The following is a 20,422-nucleotide window of genomic DNA, read 5'->3' as shown; positions in this document are numbered from 1 at the left end:
ATTAAGTTTTTGTAAAAAAACAAATAAATTGCAGGCGTATTATTTGTAACACAAACCTTCAGAATGAAGAAGAATGATACTTTTCTTATAAAACAACACGTTTATAAACAATTCATATTCTCTATACCATTTAAACGATAACGCCACACCGAAAACACCTATTTAAAAAATAGGTTTTACTTTCCGAAGCTATATTTTCTTCGCATTTAATTTCCTTCGACAGCAAAGTGCGCGCCTTCTTTTTCAAATGGCACCTTTCCCCCTTGGTGACGATTAACCCTGTTTTAAAAATAGTTTTTATAATCGCTATCCCAAAAAGCATTTTATGATACCGGTTTCATACCTCAAATCAGCGTTAAAAAATGTCGTCCACGATTCCCAGGATTATTCTCCGCCACTGAAAACAGACACGGTTCGTCCTGTTTTACCCCACAGGATTTAGATAATTTTCCCGATAATGTGCCACTTCTGCGAGGTTGCGCGCAAAAAACGAGCAAAGAAATGTAATGAAAGATACAAATTGAATACATTTAAACAACACACTGGCTATTGTCGCTCACGCACATTTTGCTTTGTTGATGCGATGGTTGTGATCCTTCAAAACGCACAGCGGGAAGAGTACATTAAGCACTGTTCTGCGATGACTCATCAGAAGTGTGCTCCTGTAAAAGGTTTGTTAAATGTCACCAATAGAAAAATCGAAAAAACTGGAAAACGTTTGTTACGATATTCGTGGCCCGGTACTGAAAGAAGCAAAACGACTTGAAGAAGAAGGTAATAAAGTCCTCAAACTGAATATCGGCAACCCCGCCCCTTTCGGCTTTGATGCACCGGATGAGATTTTGGTCGATGTCATCCGTAATCTTCCTACCGCACAAGGATACTGTGACTCCAAAGGGCTTTATTCCGCCCGTAAAGCCATCGTCCAGCATTATCAGGCACGCGATATGCGTGATTTGACGCTGGAGGATGTTTACATCGGCAACGGGGTCTCTGAACTAATCGTCCAGTCTATGCAGGCGTTATTGAATACCGGCGATGAGATGTTGGTTCCTGCGCCAGACTACCCTCTCTGGACGGCTGCCGTCTCGCTCTCAAGCGGCCACGCTGTAACACTACCGTTGTGATGAAGAGGCCGGTTGGTTTCCCGATCTGGATGATATTCGCAGCAAAATCACCCCGCGTACGCGCGGTATCGTGATAATTAACCCGAATAACCCTACAGGCGCGGTCTACAGCAAAGAGTTGCTGTTAGAGATTGTAGAAATTGCTCGTCAGCATCAGCTCATCATTTTCGCCGATGAAATTTACGACAAAATTCTCTACGACCACGCCCAGCACCATTCGATTGCTGCCCTCGCGCCAGACCTGCTCACCGTTACGTTTAACGGCTTATCAAAAACCTACCGTGTCGCCGGCTTCCGGCAGGGATGGATGGTGCTCAATGGCCCGAAAAAACACGCCCGGGGTTACATTGAAGGTCTGGAGATGCTCGCTTCAATGCGGCTATGCGCTAATGTGCCGATGCAGCATGCCATTCAGACAGCATTAGGGGGGTATCAAAGTATCAGCGAGTTTATTCACCCCGGTGGACGGCTATACGAGCAGCGCAACCGCGCCTGGGAGTTGATTAACCAGATTCCGGGCGTATCGTGCGTGAAGCCGGACGGCGCGCTCTATATGTTCCCTCGAATTGATACCAAACGCTTTAATATCCATGATGACCAGAAAATGGTATTGGATCTGCTACTGCAAGAAAAAGTGCTTCTGGTTCAAGGCACTGCGTTTAACTGGCCGGAGCCGGATCATCTGCGAATCGTCACGCTGCCTCGCGTTGACGAGCTGGAGATGGCTATCAACAAATTTGGCCGTTTTCTGGAAGGTTATCGCCAGTTGTAATCCTGTTGGGTATCTGGCTATGCCAGATACCCCCTTCTTCGTGCCGGTTATTACCGAGAGAAACCTATGGTGCAGAGTCATTTTTTTGCTCACTTATCCCGTCTTAAATTGATCAGCCGCTGGCCGCTGATGCGCAATGTACGAACGGAGAACGTCTCTGAGCACAGTTTGCAGGTTGCGTTTGTCGCTCATGCCCTGGCGGTGATAAAAAATCGTAAGTTCAACGGCAATCTTAATGTTGGCCGCATTGCGCTACTGGCTATGTACCATGACGCCAGCGAAGTCATCACCGGCGATATGCCAACTCCCATCAAGTATTACAATGCGCAAATCGCACATGAGTACAAAAAAATCGAGAAAATCGCTCGCCAAAACCTGATTGCGATGCTGCCAGAGGAATTACAGGCCGACTTCGGCCCGTTACTGGACGAATCGCAAGCCAGTGAAGACGAGCATGCCATCGTAAAACAGGCCGATGCGCTGTGCGCTTATCTGAAATGTCTGGAAGAGTTATCAGCCGGAAACAATGAATTTTTGCTCGCAAAAGCACGGCTGGAGAGCACGCTGAAGCAGCGCCAAAGCCCGGAAATGGATTATTTTATGACCGTATTCATTCCGAGCTTTAGCCTGTCATTGGATGAGATAAGTCAGGGCTCCCCGCTGTAAACCCCACCGAAATTCGCCCGTTTCTCGCGTTAAAAGGGGTATAACCAGGGCACCATGACAACGCTCACCCCCATAACCAAAAGGGTGAAGGGAACGCCAACCCGCACAAAATCACTAAATCGGTATCCCCCGGGAGCCAGCACCAACGTGTTCACGGGCGATGATACCGGCGTCATAAAGGCCGCAGACGCGGCAATCGCAATGATAATGGCAAAGGGATAAGGAGAAACCTGCATGCGCTCTGCGGCGGCAAGTGCAATCGGTGCCATTAATACCGCCGTGGCAGTGTTAGAAATAAACAAGCCGATGAGAGCACACAGCACAAACAGGCATACCAGCATCATTTTGGGGCCTGCATTCCCGGCGATATCCATCAACCCTTCCACTACGAGCGCGACCCCTCCGGTTTGCTGGAGCGCCAACGCAAACGGCATCATACCGACAATTAAAATTAAACTTGGCCAATGTACCGCTCGATAGGCGCTGTCCATATCAATACAACGAAACTGCCCCATCAGCAGGCAGGCAATCAAGGCGGCAATCGGATTGGGGATCTCGTCAGTCAGCATCATCGCAACCATCAGCGCAAGGCAGAACAGCGCGTGCGGAGCCTGATTACTGGCAGGTGCCACCTCATCAACTTCAGCGGGAAGATTTAACACGATAAAGTGTTGTTTATGTTGATGAAGCTGGCGAATATTTCGCCAGTCGCCAATGACCAGCAGAATATCGCCGAGTTTCAGCGCTTCATCAGCCAGAGTGCCAGCCATGGCCTCGCCTTCACGGCGTATTCCGACCACCGTCAGGCCGTAACGGCTGCGAAAAGCGACATCCCGTAGCGTTTTACCCAATAAGCCTGAGTCGGGGATAAGTAACACTTCGGCCATACCGACATCGCGCGACTGTTCAGAAAAATACTCGCCGCGTAGCACCATCGGCTCTAAACGTTGCGTGGCGCAGAACTCGCGTAAATCAACCTCGGATGCCGACATATCTATCAGCAACACATCATTTAAGCGCAGTTCGCTGTTACCACTGACGCTGACCATAATGCGACGAAACTTCTGCCAACGCTCAATCCCTATCACATTCGCGCCATAGCGTTGTCGCAGTTGTAGGTCGTCAAGCCGCTGGCCGATTAAAGGCGATGCGCTACGAATAGCCAAACGTCGCGCACGCCCGGTCAGCCGATATTCACGGATCAAATCGCGAAAGGTTTTACGCTTCCACCGCTCTTTATGCGTTTCACTTTCAGGTGTCGTTAGCCAAAAGCGGGCGAGCAGCATATAAGCCACGCCAACGAACAACACGACGACACCAATAGGCGTAACGCTAAAAAAACTTAATCCTGCCATGCCAGACCGCATCAATTCACTGCTCACCACCATATTCGGCGGCGTTGCCACCAGCGTCATCATGCCGCTTATCAAACCAGCGAATGCTAATGGCATCATCAACCGTGCGGGGGCAGTTTTCATTCGGGCCGCCACATTGAGCACCACCGGAATAAAAATGGCCACAATTCCGGTCGAGCTCATAAATGCCCCGAGTAGCGCTACCGTCACCATCAGTAAAATCAGCATGCGGGTTTCACTTTGTCCGGCAACCCGCATTAACCAATCCCCCACCTGATAGGCCACCCCTGTTCTGACCAGCCCCTCACCCATGATAAATAATGCGGCTATCAGCAGTACATTTGGGTCGCTAAAACCGATTAATGCTTGCTGCAACGTTAACGTGCCACTGAGCACAAAAGCGATAATCACCAACAATGCCACCACATCCATGCGCAATTTACCCGTGGCAAACAGCACTACCGCAACCAATAACAGTACGATCACCCAGATAAGCGAACTGTTCACTCACACGCTCCTTTCATTAATTATTTTTATGATTTTGTCGTATTTATCAGAGATTTTAACTGCGGATATTTATGCCCGATAACCGTCGGGCCCTATCAGAATGCCATAAAAAAACCCTGCCGAAGCAGGGTTCTGATCATACTAAATGCCTTTTTACTTTCTCATTTTTCAAGCCAGACAATCTGGCCTTGCGGCAAACGAGAAACCTGTAATTGCTCCAGAGATGCTAATACGGCATCCACCTCACTGAGGCGGGCCGTGTCTGATGGCGCGTTGACGGCTATCACCTGGCATCCCGCATCGAGGCCTGAAACGAGGCCAGCAGGCGCATCCTCTACCACGACGCAGGCCTGCGGCGGCAAACCAAGGCGCTGTGCGCCGAGTAAATACGCATCAGGGCAGGGTTTGCCACGCGCCACCTGTTCTGCGGTAACAAATTCACGCGGCATCGGTAATCCGGCCGCACGGTGGCGGGCATGGGCGATAGGTACCGTACCAGACGTCACAATCGCCCAGGGAATATCCAATTCATCAAGCCTTGCCAGCAGTGCCTGAGCCCCCGGCATAGCCACAATACCGTCAGTATCCGTGGCTTCAACCTGCTCCAGCGCAACAAACTCGCGCTGGATGGTCTCTTCGTCTGCACCGGCCAGAAAATGCCGCAATGAGGTGATGGCCTGTTTCCCGTGGATAAAATCCAGCACTGCTTGTGGATCGATATCGTGGTCACGAGCCCAGTTGCACCAGGCGCGCTCAACTGCGGGTAAAGAATCAACCAGCGTACCATCGAGATCAAACAAAAAGCCTTTACACTCCACGAAAACCTCTTCTTTAACTTATCTCACCTGAAACAGCGGCACACTGGCAACGGCATCAGGCATTAACAATTTGCGCAATCTCGACTGCGCTTAAATGGTATTGGCGCGGGCAAGATTGCCACACCGCCAACATGCGCAGGTATTTATCCCACATTTTGGTCTGAGAATTAAAGCCGTGTGTGCCGGAATCAAAATGCGGATAACGCCCTTCAACATGCACCATAAAACGGACATAGCCGAGATAGCGGGCTTCGGTTGCCGCATCAAACCCTAAAAAGGCAACGCGGCGTTCGTCCATGTCTGGTTTCTCTTTCAAATTCCCCCAGGAAACCTGCAAGGCATGATGCATTTCCATGATATTGATAATAGTACGGCACACCTCTTCGCTCAGATCGCCAAATTCACGATCTAACTCACGCATCTGCAAGCCATAACCGCGTTCGATGATCGTTTGCAACCGGCGATAACGCTCGGCGTTATCCGGATCCATCATCGTCATCATCTTATATTGGTTAGACAGGATAAGTCTCTGAGCATTGGTCATTTCCATCGTGCACTCCTGAATCTGATTCCAGCTAAAGGGATATTGACAGCAGAATCGCACACAGACGGGCGTGTGTTTCTTGATTTAAAACAGCATCCCATAGAAAAAACGTTAGCGCCTTTATGCCAAAACAGGGTCTACATCAAAGATCGTCCAGAAACGTGCGATCGAGCTGCTTAAAAGCACGGTTCAGCACGTCTGCCAGCATTTGATACGTCGGCTCGCCTTGCACCGGCACCAGAGCCATTCCCGACTCCAGCAGCTTATTACGAATGTCATGAAACCAGTGTAATAAGGATGGCGGAAGCGGAGTAACAGCGCGCCGCCCCAGCCACCATAGCCCCTGCATCGGCAGACTCAAGGCAAACAGCGCTGTCGCGATGCTCGGCCCTAATTGCCCGCCCAGCGCTATTTGCCAGGTTAGTGTGAATACCGCCAACGGCGGCATGATACGAATAGAGAAGCGGGTCGCTCGCGAGACGCGATTTTCAGGAAACACAGGCGCCAGGCGCTTATCCACAGGCCAGGTTTTCATGTAGTGCTGCCCCTGATGGAACACACTCAGCCACCCCGTCTTACCCGGAGGAGTCATCGCCATATTTACCTCAACTTCACGAATAAAAAATAAAATTTTTGTACAAACCACCAACTACAATTGACAAGCTTAAAATATATTTTGTGTTTAATGATTCCTGTCGGTATCCTAAAACGGCCTTTTTGGCCGTGATATACACGCGCGCGGCGCGCATGCATACACAAAGCATACAGGGTATGACGCCCGTTTGGGTCACTGTTGACGCTATTGGCTGTTCTGGCTCGGTTTCCCCCGACTATCACGGTTCACACCTGAACAGGGTATGGGGTTGCCTGAATACCGTTTCGCTCCTTACCGGCAAACCGTTGTGCCCGGTAAGACGAGCCCTGGTGGGCAGTACGCAGTGGACACCGGGGATATCCGCTGTTGCTGCTTGTTTTATCACGGACTGTTTTATCACCGATATTTTATCAACCGATGTGGCAGCAACGAATCAGGCGTTTGATGCCAGCAGCATCAGCAACATTGGTATTTTTTTCACTATCATGCCGGGCAAAATTCATCTGGCATGATGTTAATCATAAATGTCGTTCACCTTCTGCGCTACGCTGATGTGGTATGACATTTTTTTAACCATGTATAACAAGTAGGTACTTCCATGTCGAGTAAGTTAGTACTGGTTCTTAACTGCGGTAGTTCTTCTCTGAAGTTCGCCATCATTGATGCCATCAACGGAGATGAATACCTGTCTGGTCTGGCCGAGTGTTTCAATCTGCCCGAAGCGCGCATCAAATGGAAAATCGATGGCGGCAAACAGGAAGCCGCACTGGGTGCCGGTGCCGCCCACAGCGAAGCACTGAGTTTCATCGTTAACACTATTCTTAGCCAGAAACCTGAGCTCTCTGCACAGTTGGTTGCGATTGGTCATCGTATCGTTCACGGTGGCGAGAAATTCACTCAGTCCGCCATCATCAATGATGACGTGCTGCAAGGCATCAAAGATGCCATCCCGTTTGCACCGCTGCACAACCCGGCTCACCTGATCGGCATTGAAGAAGCGCTGAAAGAATTCCCGCATCTGGCTGACAAGAATGTCGCTGTTTTTGACACCGCATTCCACCAGACCATGCCGGAAGAAGCCTACCTGTACGCCCTGCCGTACTCGTTATACAAAGATCAGCACATTCGTCGCTATGGCGCACACGGCACCAGCCATTTCTATGTGTCGCGTGAAGCAGCGAAGCTCCTTGGCAAATCAATTGATGATCTGAACGTTATCACCTGCCATCTGGGTAACGGTGGTTCAGTTACTGCTATCCGTAACGGTAAATGCGTTGATACATCCATGGGCCTCACGCCGCTGGAAGGTCTGGTGATGGGCACCCGTAGTGGCGATATCGACCCGGCTGTCGTATTCCACCTGCACGATGCCATGGGCATGAGCGTAGCAGACATCAACAAACTGCTGACCAAAGAATCCGGTCTGCTGGGCCTGACCGAAGTCACCAGCGATTGCCGTTATGTTGAAGATAACTACGAAACCAAAGAAGACGCCAAACGCGCCATGAACGTGTACTGCCACCGTCTGGCGAAGTACATCGGTTCTTACTGCGCGCTGATGGAAGGCCGTCTGGACGCCGTTATCTTCACCGGCGGTATCGGTGAAAATGCGGCAATGGTGCGCGAACTGACGCTGAAACAGCTTGGTCTGATGGGCCTTGATGTTGATCACGAGCGTAACCTGGCCGCTCGCTTCGGCAAAGGTGGCAACATTGCGAAAGACGGTTGCCGCCCGGCGCTGGTCATTCCGACTAACGAAGAGTTAGTGATCGCACAAGACGCGCTGCGTCTTACCGCTTGATAACACTGCATTATCACTCCGTCAGCTTAGGCTGACGGAGTTGTTTTGGGCCATGTTATTTACAAGGCTGTATTTATTGAACCGCGCCTGATGGCGTGTTTTTGCGTAACGAGCAACCGTAAACAGAGGTTAAGCCGTGTCCCGTATAATCATGTTGATTCCTACTGGCACCAGCGTAGGTCTGACCAGCGTCAGCCTGGGTGTCATTCGTTCCATGGAACAGAAAGGCGTGCGCCTGAGCGTCTTTAAACCTATCGCCCAGCCGCGCGCGGGTGAAAGCGCCCCTGACCAAACCACCACCATCGTGCGCGCCACGTCTGCTATTCCGGCGGCTGAACCGCTGAAGATGAGCTACGTGGAGTCGATGTTAAGCAGCAACCAGCAGGATGTGCTGTTAGAAGAGATCATCGCGCGCTACCACGAAAACACCAAAGATGCAGAAGTGGTGCTGGTGGAAGGTCTGGTGCCGACCCGCAAACACCAGTTTGCCAATGCCTTGAACTATGAAATTGCCAAAACCCTGAACGCGGAAATCGTCTTCGTTCTGGCGCTGGGTAATGACTCTCCGGCGCAGTTGAAAGAGCGTATCGACATCGCGCGTTCAAGCTTTGGCGGCAGCAAAAACAAAAACATCACCGGCGTTATCATCAACAAATTGAACGCACCGGTTGATGAGCAGGGTCGTACTCGTCCCGATCTGTCAGAAATCTTTGACGATTCAACCAAAGCCAGCGTCGCCAATATCGATCCGAAATTGCTGTTTGCCAACAGTCCGCTGCCGATTCTGGGCTGTGTACCGTGGAGCTTTGAGCTCATCGCAACCCGCGCTATCGACATGGCAAATCACCTGAATGCCCGCATTATCAATGCCGGTGATATTCAGACCCGTCGCGTAAAATCCGTCACCTTCTGTGCCCGCAGCATTCCGCACATGCTGGAACATTTCCGCCCAGGTTCATTGCTGGTGACATCGGCAGATCGCCCGGACGTACTGGTCGCAGCCTGCCTGGCAGCCATGAACGGCGTTGAAATCGGCGCCCTGCTGCTGACCGGCGGCTACAATATTGACCCGGCCATCAGCAAACTGTGTGAACGCGCTTTCCAGACCGGTCTGCCGGTATTTATGGTCGACACGAACACCTGGCAGACGTCGTTGAACCTGCAAAGCTTCAATTTAGAGCTGCCTGCCGATGACCACGAACGTGTGGAAAAAGTGCAGGAATATGTGGCTCGCCACATCGACGCCCAGTGGATCGATTCCCTGACGGCGACGTCCGAGCGCTCACGTCGCTTGTCACCGCCAGCGTTCCGTTACCAGTTGACCGAACTGGCGCGCCAGGCCAGCAAACGCATCGTGCTGCCAGAAGGCGACGAACCGCGTACTGTCAAAGCGGCCGCTATCTGTGCTGAACGCGGTATCGCGCAGTGTGTGCTGTTGGGCAACCCGGATGAAATCCAGCGCGTCGCCGCCGCACAAGGCGTTGAACTGGGTAAAGGCATCGAAATTGTCGATCCGGTCGAAGCCCGTGAGCGCTATGTCCCGCGTTTGGTTGAACTGCGTAAGAGCAAAGGGATGACCGAAGTGGTCGCCCGCGAACAGCTCGAAGACAACGTGGTACTGGGCACACTGATGCTGGAACAAGGCGAAGTCGATGGCCTGGTATCAGGTGCGGTACACACGACAGCGAATACCATTCGCCCGCCGTTGCAGCTCATCAAAACTGCGCCGGGCAGCTCACTGGTTTCCTCGGTATTCTTCATGCTGCTGCCTGAGCAGGTGCTGGTATACGGCGACTGCGCCATCAACCCAGACCCGACGGCTGAACAGCTGGCCGAAATCGCTATCCAGTCTGCCGACTCGGCTGCCGCTTTTGGCATCGACCCGCGTGTGGCGATGATCTCCTACTCTACCGGTAACTCGGGTGCTGGTAGCGATGTAGACAAAGTACGCGAAGCCACCCGTCTGGCGCAGGAAAAACGCCCGGATCTGGTGATTGACGGCCCGTTACAGTATGACGCCGCCATCATGGCTGACGTCGCACTGTCCAAAGCGCCGAACTCACCGGTTGCGGGTAAAGCGACCGTGTTCGTCTTCCCGGATCTGAACACCGGTAATACCACCTATAAAGCCGTACAGCGTTCTGCTGACCTGATCTCCATCGGGCCAATGCTGCAAGGTATGCGTAAACCGGTTAACGACCTGTCTCGTGGCGCGTTGGTCGATGATATCGTCTACACCGTGGCCCTGACCGCTATTCAGGCGACCCAGATTGCCTGATGCCGCTTGTCACCGACAGGTCTGTTGGCCTGCCGGTGACTGTTGCTCTGTTGATGGAGCAATTGGCGCAATTAAAGCAAAACGCCAGCGAACGCTGGCGTTTTTTTTTATCCGCGATGACCATTATCATCACTGCGATGATTTTTCCGTCTCACTCTGTGGCTGGGTCTCTGGCGTGTCCGTCGGCTGCTCCTGCTGACTGCGCGGCGCGACACGCGCTGTCTTGGTGTAATCATGGCTACCGCTATTACGGCTTAACCACAGCGACAGCGCCTTTAATGAATCAGGGGTAAATTCATCACACCGGGCCGTTATCTCCTCCGGCGCAAGCCAGCTCACTTCATCTATCTCTTCCGCCTGCAATGCAAAAGGCCCGTGGCTAACGCAGCTAAATAGCGCCCCCCACACCCGGCAGTCATCGCTCTCATAATAGAACAGGCCATGCTCGGCAAACGGCACACCGGCAATCCCCAGCTCTTCTTCTGCTTCACGTCGTGCCGACTCCAGCAAATTCTCGCCACTTTGCACCACGCCACCGGCAGTCGCATCCAGCCAGCCGGGATAGAAATCCTTGGTTTCAGTACGGCGCTGCACCAGGATTTTCCCCATACCATCATGGACGACAATATAGGTTGCACGGTGACGCAGGCGCTGGGCGCGCATCTGCTGGCGGCTTGACTGTGCGATAACCTGATTATTTTCATCAACGATATCGACCCATTCCGTGCCTGCCGTCTCTCTTTGCTCCACCATCCTCTGAGGCCCTTTCGTCATGCGCTGTTACACGCTTTCGTGTTTAACATTTTGGAATAATTGACGTTGTGTAAACATTACCGGATTTAAATTAGTGGCTAATTGCAACCTGTGCAAGAGGCTGCCCCCCTTGCAAGGGCAACACATAAAGCACGCCGCTATCTAACAGGCCATAACTGGCCGGGTAGCCGCCTTTCGGCAAGCTTACCGAGCCGGGATTAAAGCAGTAGATATCGTCGCGTCGTTCGGCCACAGGAATGTGCGTATGCCCATAAACCAGCACATCCCCGGCTTGCAGCGGCGGGCGTTTTTCCGGGTGATAAAGATGGCCGTGCGTCAGAAAGAGCCGATGGTCTGCCAACAAGACGTGTTGCCAGGGAGCGGTAATCGGAAACTGTAACAGCATCTGGTCAACTTCGCTGTCGCAATTACCGCGCACAGCGACAATGCGCGATGCATAGCGATTGAGTAGCGTGGCGACGTCAGCGGGTTGATAGCCCTCCGGCAGTGGATTACGCGGCCCGTGGTTAAGAAAATCCCCCAACAAAATCAGCCAATCGGCACCTTGCTGGTCGAAATGGGCAAGCAACTGTTGAGTCGCAGGTAAGGAACCATGCAAATCTGAGGCAAACATCAGTTTCATGATGCAATTCCGGTGCGTGAGAAAAATCAGTCCGTTTATAGTATCAAAACAACCCATAAAATCGGCCACATTTCTATGGCGCATTTCAGCCGGAACCTCGGTGCTATCACCCTCCCGCCCGTTATCGACTTTCTTTTCGCCGCATGAGTCTCACTGCCGCCGATAAACACTATCTTTATGATAGTAAAAGAATAGCCATAACGGTTATTTATGCCATGGGCAGGAAAGTGCTAGGCTCGCAACAGCATCAGACGCGGATTCAGGTGCCACATCCGCAATACCAGCCCATGCTATGCCATGGCTAAACGACTCATACCTATGGAGAGATGATTCATGATTGATGTGTATTACGCCGCCACCCCTAACGGCCACAAAATCACCCTGTTTCTGGAAGAAGCCAATCTACCTTATCAACTGCATCGCGTTGATATCAGCGCAGGCGATCAGTTTAAACCTGATTTTCTGGCTATCTCGCCAAACAACAAAATCCCCGCGATTGTTGACCGGCAACCACAGGATGGCGGCGCGCCGATTAGCCTGTTTGAGTCCGGCGCGATTTTGCTGTACTTAGCAGAGAAGAGTGGGCAGTTTTTGAGCCAGGATGTGCGCGAACGTACCGCCACGCTGCAATGGTTATTCTGGCAGGTCGCCGGGTTTGGGCCAATGCTCGGGCAGAACCACCATTTCAATCACTACGCGCCACAACCGGTGCCTTATGCTATCGAGCGCTATCAAAAAGAGACTGAGCGCTTGTATACGGTGCTCAATACACAGCTCCAGCAGGTAAGCTGGCTTGCCGGCGAGCATTACAGCATTGCGGATATCGCCACCTATCCCTGGGTCGTTTCCCATGCCAGGCAGCGTATTGATTTAGCGGCATTCCCAGCGGTGAAACAGTGGTTTGAACGCATTCAGGCGCGTCCAGCAACACAGCGTGCTTACCAGTTAGCCACCCCGGTTTAATTCACACTCATCAGATAGCCCGCAGGGCGCAATGACGGGCAGCACGCCAGCGTGACTGGCGTGTTGCTCTACGCCATAGCCTCTGTTATTGAACGATAACTCGTTTGTTTTTCTGGTAAAAAGACCGCGAGATGTGGTTAATATCACCCGCAAATACCAAGGGATCATCTATGCTGGAAGAAAGCGGTCAGGCACAGGTGGAAGCGATACCCTCTTGCCCCTGACCATTCAGCGATAACCCAACAGACAAAGCGAGGCGCGCTATGAAGCTACTGATCACCGGGGGAACCGGCCTGATTGGCCGTCATCTGATTGCACGTTTGTTGTCGCTGTCGCATCAGGTTACGGTCGTCACTCGCTCACCTGAGCGGGCGCGACGACTGTTGGGCAATCAAGCCGATTACTGGCCTGGCCTTGATGGGCGACATTCGCTCGATGGCTTCGACGGCGTGATTAATCTGGCTGGTGAACCTATTGCCGACAAGCGCTGGACGCGAGTGCAAAAAGAGCGGCTTTGCCAAAGCCGTTGGGACATCACTCAGCAATTGGCGCAATTGATTCGCCAAAGCGCCACGCCGCCTGCGGTATTTTTGTCCGGCTCGGCGGTCGGCTATTACGGCGATCAAGGGCAGGCACTGGTCACAGAAGATGAACCGCCTCATCATGATTTTACCCATGAGCTCTGCGCGCGCTGGGAAGCATTGGCGCTGGAGGCTGAAAGCGACAAAACCCGCGTGTGTCTGTTACGTACCGGTATTGTGCTATCCCGTGACGGCGGCGCGTTGGCCAAAATGCTGCCGGTCTTCCGTCTGGGGTTAGGTGGGCCTATTGGTTCAGGCAGGCAGTACCTTCCCTGGATTCATATCGATGATATGACCAATGCGATTTTATACTTGCTGGATAACCCAATTTTGCGCGGCCCGTTTAACATGGTGTCGCCTTATCCGGCGCGCAACGAAAAATTCTCCGCCATGCTGGCGAATGCGCTAAATCGACCGGGGTTTATGCGCACGCCAGGCTGGGTGCTGCAACTGCTGATGGGCGAAGCCGCCACACTGCTGTTGGGAGGGCAACGCGCCATCCCGCAGCGGCTGGAAAAAGCTGGCTTCGGTTTTCGCTTTTTCGAGCTTGAAGAGGCCATCGACAATTTATTGCATCCTCGCGCCGGTTAACCTCATCCGGGCCTAAAACAGAGGCCGCATGATGAATGTCTTGCGGGCGAGGAAGGCATATCTCTCAACAGGTCTCAGCAGGGGGTGCATCCGGCTGGGTTATTTCAACGCCCCAGACAGAAACTGTTGCAGACGGGGGCTCTTCGGGTGATTAAACAACTCCTCCGGCGGCCCCTCTTCTTCCACTACGCCCTGATGCAGGAAAATCACATGGCTTGACACATGTCGGGCGAACTCCATTTCATGCGTGACGACCACCATTGTTTTCCCCTCTTCAGCCAGTTGCTGCATGATACGCAGTACCTCGCCAACCAGCTCAGGGTCAAGCGCAGACGTCGGTTCATCAAACAACAGCACGTCCGGCTCCATTGCCAGCGCGCGGGCAATCGACACACGCTGTTGCTGCCCACCAGAGAGATCGGCCGGATATTTTTCCTGCGACACGCCGGTTATCCCCACTTTGTTGAGATAAAACTCCGCCCGTTTACGCGCTTCTTCCTTGCTTAACCCCAGCACCTGCACCGGCGCTTCCATCACGTTTTCCAGCGCCGTCATGAAGCTCCACAGGTTAAAGTGTTGAAACACCATCGTCAGGCGGGTACGCAACAGCTGCAACTGCTTTTTATCAAACACTTTGAGTTGGCCGTCTTTATCCCGCACCATGTGAATTTCCTGACCGTTCACATGGATAGAACCTTCACAGGGTTTTTCCAAAAAGTTAATACACCGCAACAGCGTACTCTTACCCGACCCTGATGAACCAATAATAGAAATAACGTCCCCGGCTTTAGCCGCCAATGAAATGCCTTTTAGCACCTCATGCTGACCATAACGCTTACGTAATTCCGTCACCATCAGCTTATTATTCTGCATGCTTTCTTTGTTCCTGCTTGATTTAGTGAGAACGGGTATGAAGGTGCCGCAACCAGCGGCGCTCGGCTTTTCTAAACAGCGCTATCAGCACGAATGACACCACCAGATAAATCACTGCGGCAATACCAAAGGCGTAAAACGGCTGGTAAGTTGCCGCATTAATATCACGCGCCACTTTAAGCAAATCCGGCACGGTGACGGTAAAGGCCAGCGCGGTGGAGTGCAGCATCAAGATAACTTCGTTACTGTAGGCAGGCAGCGCGATACGCAGCGCACCGGGCAAAATAATGCAACGATACTGCTTGAAACGTGAAAAACCGTAGGCCCGCGCCGCCTCGATTTCACCGTGCGGCACCGAGCGGATCGCCCCGGCAAAGATTTCAGTGGTGTAGGCACAGGTGTTGAGCGCCAGCGCCAGAATGGCACAATTCAGGCCGCTGCGGAAAAAGGCATTGAGCAAATCGGTGCCACGGACAAACTCAAGGCTATAAACACCGGAGTAGAACACCAGTAATTGCACATACAGTGGGGTGCCACGAAAGATATAGGTAAAGACCCAGACCGGCAACCAATAGCGGCGACGGGGCGAAACGCGCGCCACCGCCAGAAAAACAGCCATTACCCCACCCATCGAGACAGAGGCAATCAGCAGCCACAGCGTCATGGCAAGCCCGGTGAGGCGATAACCATCGCTCCACAGCAGCGCCTGCCCATATTGTTGCAAGATCTCACTCATAGTTCACTTTCCGCACACCCTGTGAGTAGCGTTTTTCCAGCCACCACAGCACCCCGTTAGACAAGGTGGTAAAAACCAAATAGAGCACACCGGCAACCATCGCGAAGAAAAAAGGATGATGAGCCCCCTTCCCTGCCAGTTGCGTTGCTTTAATCACGTCACTCAAACCAAGTAACGACACCAGCGCCGTCGCTTTAAGAATCACCTGCCAGTTGTTACCAATCCCCGGCAGAGCAAAGCGCATCATCGAGGGAAACATAATGCGGCGGAACACCTTAAGCGGCGTAAAACCAAATGCGACGGCCGCCTCGATTTGCCCTTTGGGCACCGCCAGATAAGCCCCCCGAAAGGTTTCTGTGAAATAGGCACCGTAGATGAACCCCAGGGTCAATACCCCGGCGACCAGCGGATCAATATCAATTTGATCCATCCCCAACGTTTCGGTCAGGCTGTTCAGGGCCATTTGCAAACCGTAGAAAATCAATAACATCAATACCAAATCCGGCACCGCCTCGAATCAGTGTGGTGTAACCGGAAAAGCACCCGGATAACAACCGGTTAGAGGAGAGCTTGGCTGCCGCCCCGACCAAACCGATAACCAGTGCCAACAACAATGAACATAACGCCAGTTGCAGCGTCATGCGCGCGCCATCCATGATTAATTCGCTATAGCCATACAGCATGACATCAATCCGCTCAAAAAAGGCTTATCTCTGCCAGTCCGACGGGGCTGGCAGAGGCTAATCAGGAAGGCTTATTCGCCATACACATTGAAATCAAAATACTTCTGCGCCAGCTTGTCGTAAGTGCCATCTTTACGCATCGCCGCAAACGCTTTATCCAACGCCGCCTTCAGCTCGGTTTCATTTTTACGCAGCCCCATACCGGTGCCCACGCCAAACAGCTTGTCATCTTTCACCGCTGGCCCGGCAAACGCATAATCTTTACCCGCCGCCTGTTTCAGGAAACCTTCGCTGCCCGCAACCTCATCCTGGAATGCGGCGTCAATACGCCCGGCGGTCAGATCTGCATAGATAAGATCCTGATTTTGATAAGCGACAATCTCCACCCCTTTCGGCTGCCAGTATTGGTTGGCATACGCTTCCTGAGTAGAGGCCTGCAATACGCCGACGCGTTTTCCTTTCAGGGCATCCAGTGACGGCAACACTGGCGAGCCTTTTTTCGCAATCAGGCGGGCATTAGCGGCGTATAACTTGTCGCTAAACGCGATTTCCTGCTGGCGTTTTTCCGTAATCGATAACGAAGAGATGATGGCATCAATTTTTTTGGCTTTCAGCGACGGGATCAGGGCATCGAAATCGCTTTCAACAAAGGTGCAATTGGCCTGAATGCGTTTACACAGCTCTTTTGCCAAATCGATATCAAACCCTACCAGTTGACCGGCAGCATCTTTCGATTCAAACGGAGCATAAGTCGGGTCTGTACCAATTTTGATATTTTTCGGCACATCGGCGAAGGCACTCCCCGCCGCCAGCGCCAGTGCAAGGGGCAAAAGTTTTAACATTTTCTTCATCGCATTACCCTTAATTTATGATTGTGTTTGCCTAAGTGATATGGAAAAACCGACGGTAATCCGCCGTGATGAATAGCATCGTTGCGGTGTATTCATGCACATTGGTACTTATGTACATTGTTTGCGAAACTCTGCAAAGTTTATGCCATCAAACATATGCATTTTTGCATAAAATCATGCACAGTGATCATGATAATCACATCAATATAATCAATGAATTATCTCAATCAACAGTAAATTGGTGGATTATTCGGCTGACTGCCATTGAATGAATTGCACCTATTTTGTGCATAACCATGCACCAAAAAAGACGAACGCTACAAAAAGGTGCAAACCGATGATACTGAAAAATCGTCCAACCCGTCGGGGTAATACAATTATATTTTACAAATCAATAATTTATTCATCACACCAACGGGTAAACAGATCGCTCGGCAATGCGATATCAAACTGATCCAGCACCCGATTCACCGTCTGATCGACAATGTCCTGCACAGTTTGTGGGCGATGATAGAATGCGGGCACCGGCGGCATAATCACGGCACCGATTTCCGCTGCGGCATTCATCAGGCGCAGGTGGCCGAGATGTAACGGGGTTTCGCGCACGCATAACACCAGCGGTCGGCGTTCTTTTAATACCACATCGGCCGCGCGCGTCAGCAGGCTGTCGGTATAACTCTGTGCAATACCGGACAGCGTTTTGATAGAACATGGCAGGATAGCCATGCCTGCGGTATGAAATGAACCGGAGGAGATACTCGCGGCAATATCGCGCGAGTCATGCACCACATCGGCCAAAGCCTGAACATCGCGCACGCTGAGATCGGTCTCAAGCGACAGCGTTTGCCGGGCGGCCGGGCTCATCACCAGATGCGTTTCAATATCAGCAACTGGCTGGAGCACCTGTAACAACCTGACGCCATAAATAACACCGCTAGCCCCGGAAATACCGACAATCAATCGCTTCATCGCCACCTCTATATCATGCGGCCCTAACCGGGCGGCACCTCATTTGAGCGCTGACTTTGCCGCATCATCCACTCATTGGCAAGCGTAAACCTGCATATTCAGACTACCGAATCCACAAACAAAAAGGGGAGCCGCAGCTCCCCTTATCGTGACTATTGTCAACCATCAGCCTTCGTTATGCAGTTCCAGATCTTCAACCTCATTCTGGCTGCGTAACGCTTTGGCATCGTCATTGCGTAACCCTTCCAGATAATCCAGATAGCCTTGATCGACATCTTTAGTGACATAAATGCCATTAAACACCGAACATTCAAACTGCACGATTTCCGGGTTATCTTCACGCACGGCTTCGATAAGATCCGGCAGATCCTGGAAAATTAACGCATCTGCGCCGATTATCTGGCGGATCTCTTCCACTTCACGGCCATGTGCAATCAGTTCATTGACACTTGGCATATCAATACCGTACACATTCGGGAAACGAATTTCCGGTGCGGCTGAGGCCAGATAGACATTGCGGGCACCGGCTTCACGCGCCATCTCTACAATTTGCTGAGACGTGGTGCCGCGCACAATCGAGTCATCCACCAGCAGTACATTTTTGCCACGGAACTCCGCACGGTTGGCGTTAAGTTTGCGCCGCACCGATTTAATTCGGGTTTGCTGACCAGGCATGATAAAGGTGCGACCGACATAACGGTTTTTCACAAACCCCTGACGGTAAGGCTTATTGATGATGCGCGCGATTTCCAGCGCGATATCGCAGGAAGTTTCAGGAATAGGGATAACCACATCAATATCCATATCCTCCCACTGACGGGCAATTTTCTCCCCCAGCTTCTGCCCCATACGCACCCGGGCGCTGTAGACAGAAATTTTATCAATAAACGAGTCGGGGCGAGCAAAGTACACGTATTCAAACAAGCACGGGTGACTTTTCGGGTTCTCGGCGCACTGGCGGGTAAATAACTGGCCGTTCTCGGTGATGTATACCGCTTCTCCCGGTGCAACATCGCGCAGGAACTCAAAGCCCAGCGTATCGAGCGCCACGCTTTCTGACGCAACTATATATTCATTACGGCCATCTTCCAGCGAACGCTTACCAATCACCAGAGGACGAATACCGTTAGGGTCGCGAAACGCCACCATGCCGTGGCCGATTATCATGCCTATACAGGCATATGCACCGCGAATTTGCTGATGAACAGCGGCGACAGCGGCAAAAATGTTGTCGGCTTCCAATGGATAGTGCTGGAATCTATCCAACTCTTTGGCAAACACGTTGAGCAAAATCTCAGAATCCGACGAGGTATTCACATGGCGGCGGCCTTCTTCAAACAACTTCTGGCGCAGCTCATGGGCATTGGTCAAATTACCGTTATGCGCAAGCGTAATGCCAAACGGCGAGTTTACGTAGAAAGGCTGTGCCTCTGAAGCGCTGGAGCTGCCTGCCGTCGGGTAACGGACATGGCCGATACCCATATTTCCCTGCAACCGCTGCATGTGCCGGGCTTCAAACACATCCTTCACCAGGCCATTCGCTTTGCGCAGGCGAAAGTAGTTGGCATCATTAATGGTGACGATGCCTGCGGCATCCTGCCCACGGTGCTGTAACACCGTTAACGCGTCATAAATCGACTGGTTGACCGGTGTAAAACCGGCGATACCGACAATACCGCACATGTGGTCTTTTCCTCATCAGCGTTGCCACCGCTAGACGTGCCGTGGCAAGAAACTCGACGTGCTTTGCAGGTAGTCAAAAAACCACCTGATAATATAACTAAACTGCGGAATTAACTGAGATTGCTTCCAGTCGGCACTCTGTGAAAAACCGGTAAAGGTATCCAGAAAGAACAGCAGTGCAGAAACGATCAACACACCGCGCAGCGCACCAAAACAGATGCCCAGTACCCTGTCGGTGCCCGACAACCCGGTGCGTTCAACCAGCGAACCAATCACATAGTTAACAACCGCACCCACAATCAATGTCGCAATAAACAGAATGGCAATGGCGATACCGTTGCGCACCAGCTCATCACTGAAACGCGTGAAATAACCGGCAAGATAGACATAGTAGTGGCTGGCGATGAAAAACGCCGCCCCCCAGGTAATCAGCGACAGCGCTTCACGAACGAACCCTCGGATAAGACTGACCAAAGCCGAGAACCCGATAATACCGATAATGACGTAATCAACCCAAACCATGAACTATCCTAATTATGAACGATGACAGTTATCGCGCCGTTCATCCTGTTCGCGGCGCATTCTAACAGAAAAAGAAAACGTTTGCGTAGCGTATTACCGCCGATTTTTTTG

Annotated in this window: 18 protein-coding genes and 2 pseudogenes; 7 read left to right on the top strand and 13 right to left on the bottom strand. The window is 51.9% G+C overall.

The genetic code is table 11. The features are described from left to right. Nucleotides 1-680: 680 nt before the first annotated feature. Nucleotides 681-1,899, top strand: a pseudogene (locus O1Q98_RS05720) (pyridoxal phosphate-dependent aminotransferase). A 66-nt stretch (nt 1,900-1,965) separates the two neighbouring features. Next, nucleotides 1,966-2,565, top strand: coding sequence for a 5'-deoxynucleotidase (gene yfbR / locus O1Q98_RS05715; RefSeq protein WP_125260101.1), 600 nt, complete (start codon nt 1,966-1,968; stop codon nt 2,563-2,565). Between the two features lie 29 nt (nt 2,566-2,594). Here the strand turns inward: yfbR and O1Q98_RS05710 are convergent, their stop codons facing one another. The 4 genes from O1Q98_RS05710 to yfbV all read right to left on the bottom strand — a co-directional run bounded on the left by O1Q98_RS05710 (nt 2,595) and on the right by yfbV (nt 6,387). Further along, nucleotides 2,595-4,427 (bottom strand): SLC13 family permease, encoded by a 1,833-nt coding sequence (locus tag O1Q98_RS05710; protein ID WP_125260102.1) that lies wholly within the window; start codon nt 4,425-4,427, stop codon nt 2,595-2,597. Nucleotides 4,428-4,588: 161 nt separating this feature from the next. Next, on the bottom strand, nt 4,589-5,245 hold the full coding sequence (locus O1Q98_RS05705; RefSeq protein WP_125260103.1) for a sugar phosphatase: 657 nt from the start codon (nt 5,243-5,245) through the stop codon (nt 4,589-4,591). A gap of 55 nt (nt 5,246-5,300) precedes the next feature. Further along, nucleotides 5,301-5,795, bottom strand: coding sequence for a YfbU family protein (locus O1Q98_RS05700; protein ID WP_125260104.1), 495 nt, complete (start codon nt 5,793-5,795; stop codon nt 5,301-5,303). A gap of 136 nt (nt 5,796-5,931) precedes the next feature. Then, nucleotides 5,932-6,387 carry a terminus macrodomain insulation protein YfbV gene (gene yfbV / locus O1Q98_RS05695; protein WP_205744276.1) on the bottom strand — a complete coding sequence of 152 codons (456 nt, stop codon included), beginning with the start codon at nt 6,385-6,387 and terminating at the stop codon, nt 5,932-5,934. 173 nt (nt 6,388-6,560) lie between these two features. Here yfbV and O1Q98_RS05690 point away from each other — a divergent pair, with 173 nt between their 5' ends. From O1Q98_RS05690 to pta, 3 genes are all read left to right on the top strand, one after another. Continuing rightward, on the top strand, nt 6,561-6,896 hold the full coding sequence (locus O1Q98_RS05690) for a hypothetical protein (RefSeq protein ID WP_125260105.1): 336 nt from the start codon (nt 6,561-6,563) through the stop codon (nt 6,894-6,896). A gap of 86 nt (nt 6,897-6,982) precedes the next feature. Next, on the top strand, nt 6,983-8,185 hold the full coding sequence (gene ackA / locus O1Q98_RS05685) for an acetate kinase (protein WP_125260106.1): 1,203 nt from the start codon (nt 6,983-6,985) through the stop codon (nt 8,183-8,185). A 136-nt stretch (nt 8,186-8,321) separates the two neighbouring features. Beyond that, the gene (gene pta, locus O1Q98_RS05680) at nt 8,322-10,463 is read left to right on the top strand and encodes a phosphate acetyltransferase (RefSeq protein ID WP_125260107.1); all 2,142 of its coding nucleotides are present in this window, start codon (nt 8,322-8,324) and stop codon (nt 10,461-10,463) included. A gap of 129 nt (nt 10,464-10,592) precedes the next feature. Here pta and yfcD read toward each other — a convergent pair whose 3' ends face one another. Both yfcD and yfcE read right to left on the bottom strand, forming a co-directional pair. Next, entirely contained in the window at nt 10,593-11,216 is a 624-nt protein-coding gene (gene yfcD / locus O1Q98_RS05675) for an NUDIX hydrolase YfcD (RefSeq protein ID WP_125260108.1), read from the bottom strand. Between the two features lie 91 nt (nt 11,217-11,307). Further along, a complete protein-coding gene (yfcE, locus tag O1Q98_RS05670) occupies nt 11,308-11,859 on the bottom strand; it encodes a phosphodiesterase (RefSeq protein ID WP_125260109.1) in 552 nt (183 codons plus the stop codon). A gap of 333 nt (nt 11,860-12,192) precedes the next feature. On the opposite strand from yfcE, the gene yfcG reads away from it, so the two are divergent. Continuing rightward, complete coding sequence (gene yfcG, locus O1Q98_RS05665; protein WP_125260110.1) at nt 12,193-12,822, top strand: GSH-dependent disulfide bond oxidoreductase; 630 nt, start codon at nt 12,193-12,195, stop codon at nt 12,820-12,822. Between the two features lie 263 nt (nt 12,823-13,085). Further along, a complete protein-coding gene (locus O1Q98_RS05660) occupies nt 13,086-13,994 on the top strand; it encodes a TIGR01777 family oxidoreductase (protein WP_125260111.1) in 909 nt (302 codons plus the stop codon). Nucleotides 13,995-14,093: 99 nt separating this feature from the next. Here the strand turns inward: O1Q98_RS05660 and hisP are convergent, their stop codons facing one another. The 7 genes and pseudogenes from hisP to cvpA form a co-directional block, all read right to left on the bottom strand. Further along, nucleotides 14,094-14,867: a histidine ABC transporter ATP-binding protein HisP gene (gene hisP / locus O1Q98_RS05655; protein ID WP_125260112.1), complete on the bottom strand. Its 774-nt coding sequence runs from the start codon at nt 14,865-14,867 to the stop codon at nt 14,094-14,096. Nucleotides 14,868-14,889: 22 nt separating this feature from the next. After that, entirely contained in the window at nt 14,890-15,603 is a 714-nt protein-coding gene (locus O1Q98_RS05650) for an ABC transporter permease (RefSeq protein ID WP_125260113.1), read from the bottom strand. After that, a pseudogene (locus O1Q98_RS05645) lies at nt 15,596-16,286 on the bottom strand (histidine ABC transporter permease HisQ). Before O1Q98_RS05645 ends, O1Q98_RS05650 begins: the two are co-directional and overlap by 8 nt. Nucleotides 16,287-16,357: 71 nt before the next feature. Further along, nucleotides 16,358-17,137, bottom strand: coding sequence for a lysine/arginine/ornithine ABC transporter substrate-binding protein (locus O1Q98_RS05640; RefSeq protein WP_125260115.1), 780 nt, complete (start codon nt 17,135-17,137; stop codon nt 16,358-16,360). Between the two features lie 399 nt (nt 17,138-17,536). Next, nucleotides 17,537-18,106, bottom strand: coding sequence for a UbiX family flavin prenyltransferase (locus O1Q98_RS05635; protein ID WP_125260116.1), 570 nt, complete (start codon nt 18,104-18,106; stop codon nt 17,537-17,539). Between the two features lie 165 nt (nt 18,107-18,271). Next, nucleotides 18,272-19,789, bottom strand: coding sequence for an amidophosphoribosyltransferase (purF, locus tag O1Q98_RS05630; RefSeq protein ID WP_125260117.1), 1,518 nt, complete (start codon nt 19,787-19,789; stop codon nt 18,272-18,274). Nucleotides 19,790-19,819: 30 nt separating this feature from the next. After that, nucleotides 19,820-20,311, bottom strand: a complete 492-nt coding sequence (gene cvpA / locus O1Q98_RS05625) for a colicin V production protein (protein ID WP_125260118.1) — start codon at nt 20,309-20,311, stop codon at nt 19,820-19,822. Nucleotides 20,312-20,422: the final 111 nt, after the last annotated feature.

Source organism: Dickeya lacustris, from assembly GCF_029635795.1.
In the GTDB taxonomy this organism is placed as follows: Bacteria; Pseudomonadota; Gammaproteobacteria; order Enterobacterales; family Enterobacteriaceae; genus Dickeya; species Dickeya lacustris.
The sequence above is the reverse complement of the archived record's forward strand: the minus strand, read 5'-3'. Positions and strand labels throughout refer to the sequence as shown.

Excerpts from the sequence above, each read along its gene's own strand:
- yfbR (WP_125260101.1), top strand. The coding sequence starts at position 1,966 with ATGGTGCAGAGTCATTTTTTTGCTCACTTATCCCGTCTTAAATTGATC.
- O1Q98_RS05700 (WP_125260104.1), bottom strand. The coding sequence starts at position 5,795 with ATGGAAATGACCAATGCTCAGAGACTTATCCTGTCTAACCAATATAAG.
- yfbV (WP_205744276.1), bottom strand. The coding sequence starts at position 6,387 with ATGGCGATGACTCCTCCGGGTAAGACGGGGTGGCTGAGTGTGTTCCAT.
- O1Q98_RS05690 (WP_125260105.1), top strand. The coding sequence starts at position 6,561 with ATGACGCCCGTTTGGGTCACTGTTGACGCTATTGGCTGTTCTGGCTCG.
- ackA (WP_125260106.1), top strand. The coding sequence starts at position 6,983 with ATGTCGAGTAAGTTAGTACTGGTTCTTAACTGCGGTAGTTCTTCTCTG.
- yfcD (WP_125260108.1), bottom strand. The coding sequence starts at position 11,216 with ATGGTGGAGCAAAGAGAGACGGCAGGCACGGAATGGGTCGATATCGTT.
- yfcE (WP_125260109.1), bottom strand. The coding sequence starts at position 11,859 with ATGAAACTGATGTTTGCCTCAGATTTGCATGGTTCCTTACCTGCGACT.
- yfcG (WP_125260110.1), top strand. The coding sequence starts at position 12,193 with ATGATTGATGTGTATTACGCCGCCACCCCTAACGGCCACAAAATCACC.
- O1Q98_RS05660 (WP_125260111.1), top strand. The coding sequence starts at position 13,086 with ATGAAGCTACTGATCACCGGGGGAACCGGCCTGATTGGCCGTCATCTG.
- hisP (WP_125260112.1), bottom strand. The coding sequence starts at position 14,867 with ATGCAGAATAATAAGCTGATGGTGACGGAATTACGTAAGCGTTATGGT.
- O1Q98_RS05650 (WP_125260113.1), bottom strand. The coding sequence starts at position 15,603 with ATGAGTGAGATCTTGCAACAATATGGGCAGGCGCTGCTGTGGAGCGAT.
- O1Q98_RS05640 (WP_125260115.1), bottom strand. The coding sequence starts at position 17,137 with ATGAAGAAAATGTTAAAACTTTTGCCCCTTGCACTGGCGCTGGCGGCG.
- O1Q98_RS05635 (WP_125260116.1), bottom strand. The coding sequence starts at position 18,106 with ATGAAGCGATTGATTGTCGGTATTTCCGGGGCTAGCGGTGTTATTTAT.
- purF (WP_125260117.1), bottom strand. The coding sequence starts at position 19,789 with ATGTGCGGTATTGTCGGTATCGCCGGTTTTACACCGGTCAACCAGTCG.
- cvpA (WP_125260118.1), bottom strand. The coding sequence starts at position 20,311 with ATGGTTTGGGTTGATTACGTCATTATCGGTATTATCGGGTTCTCGGCT.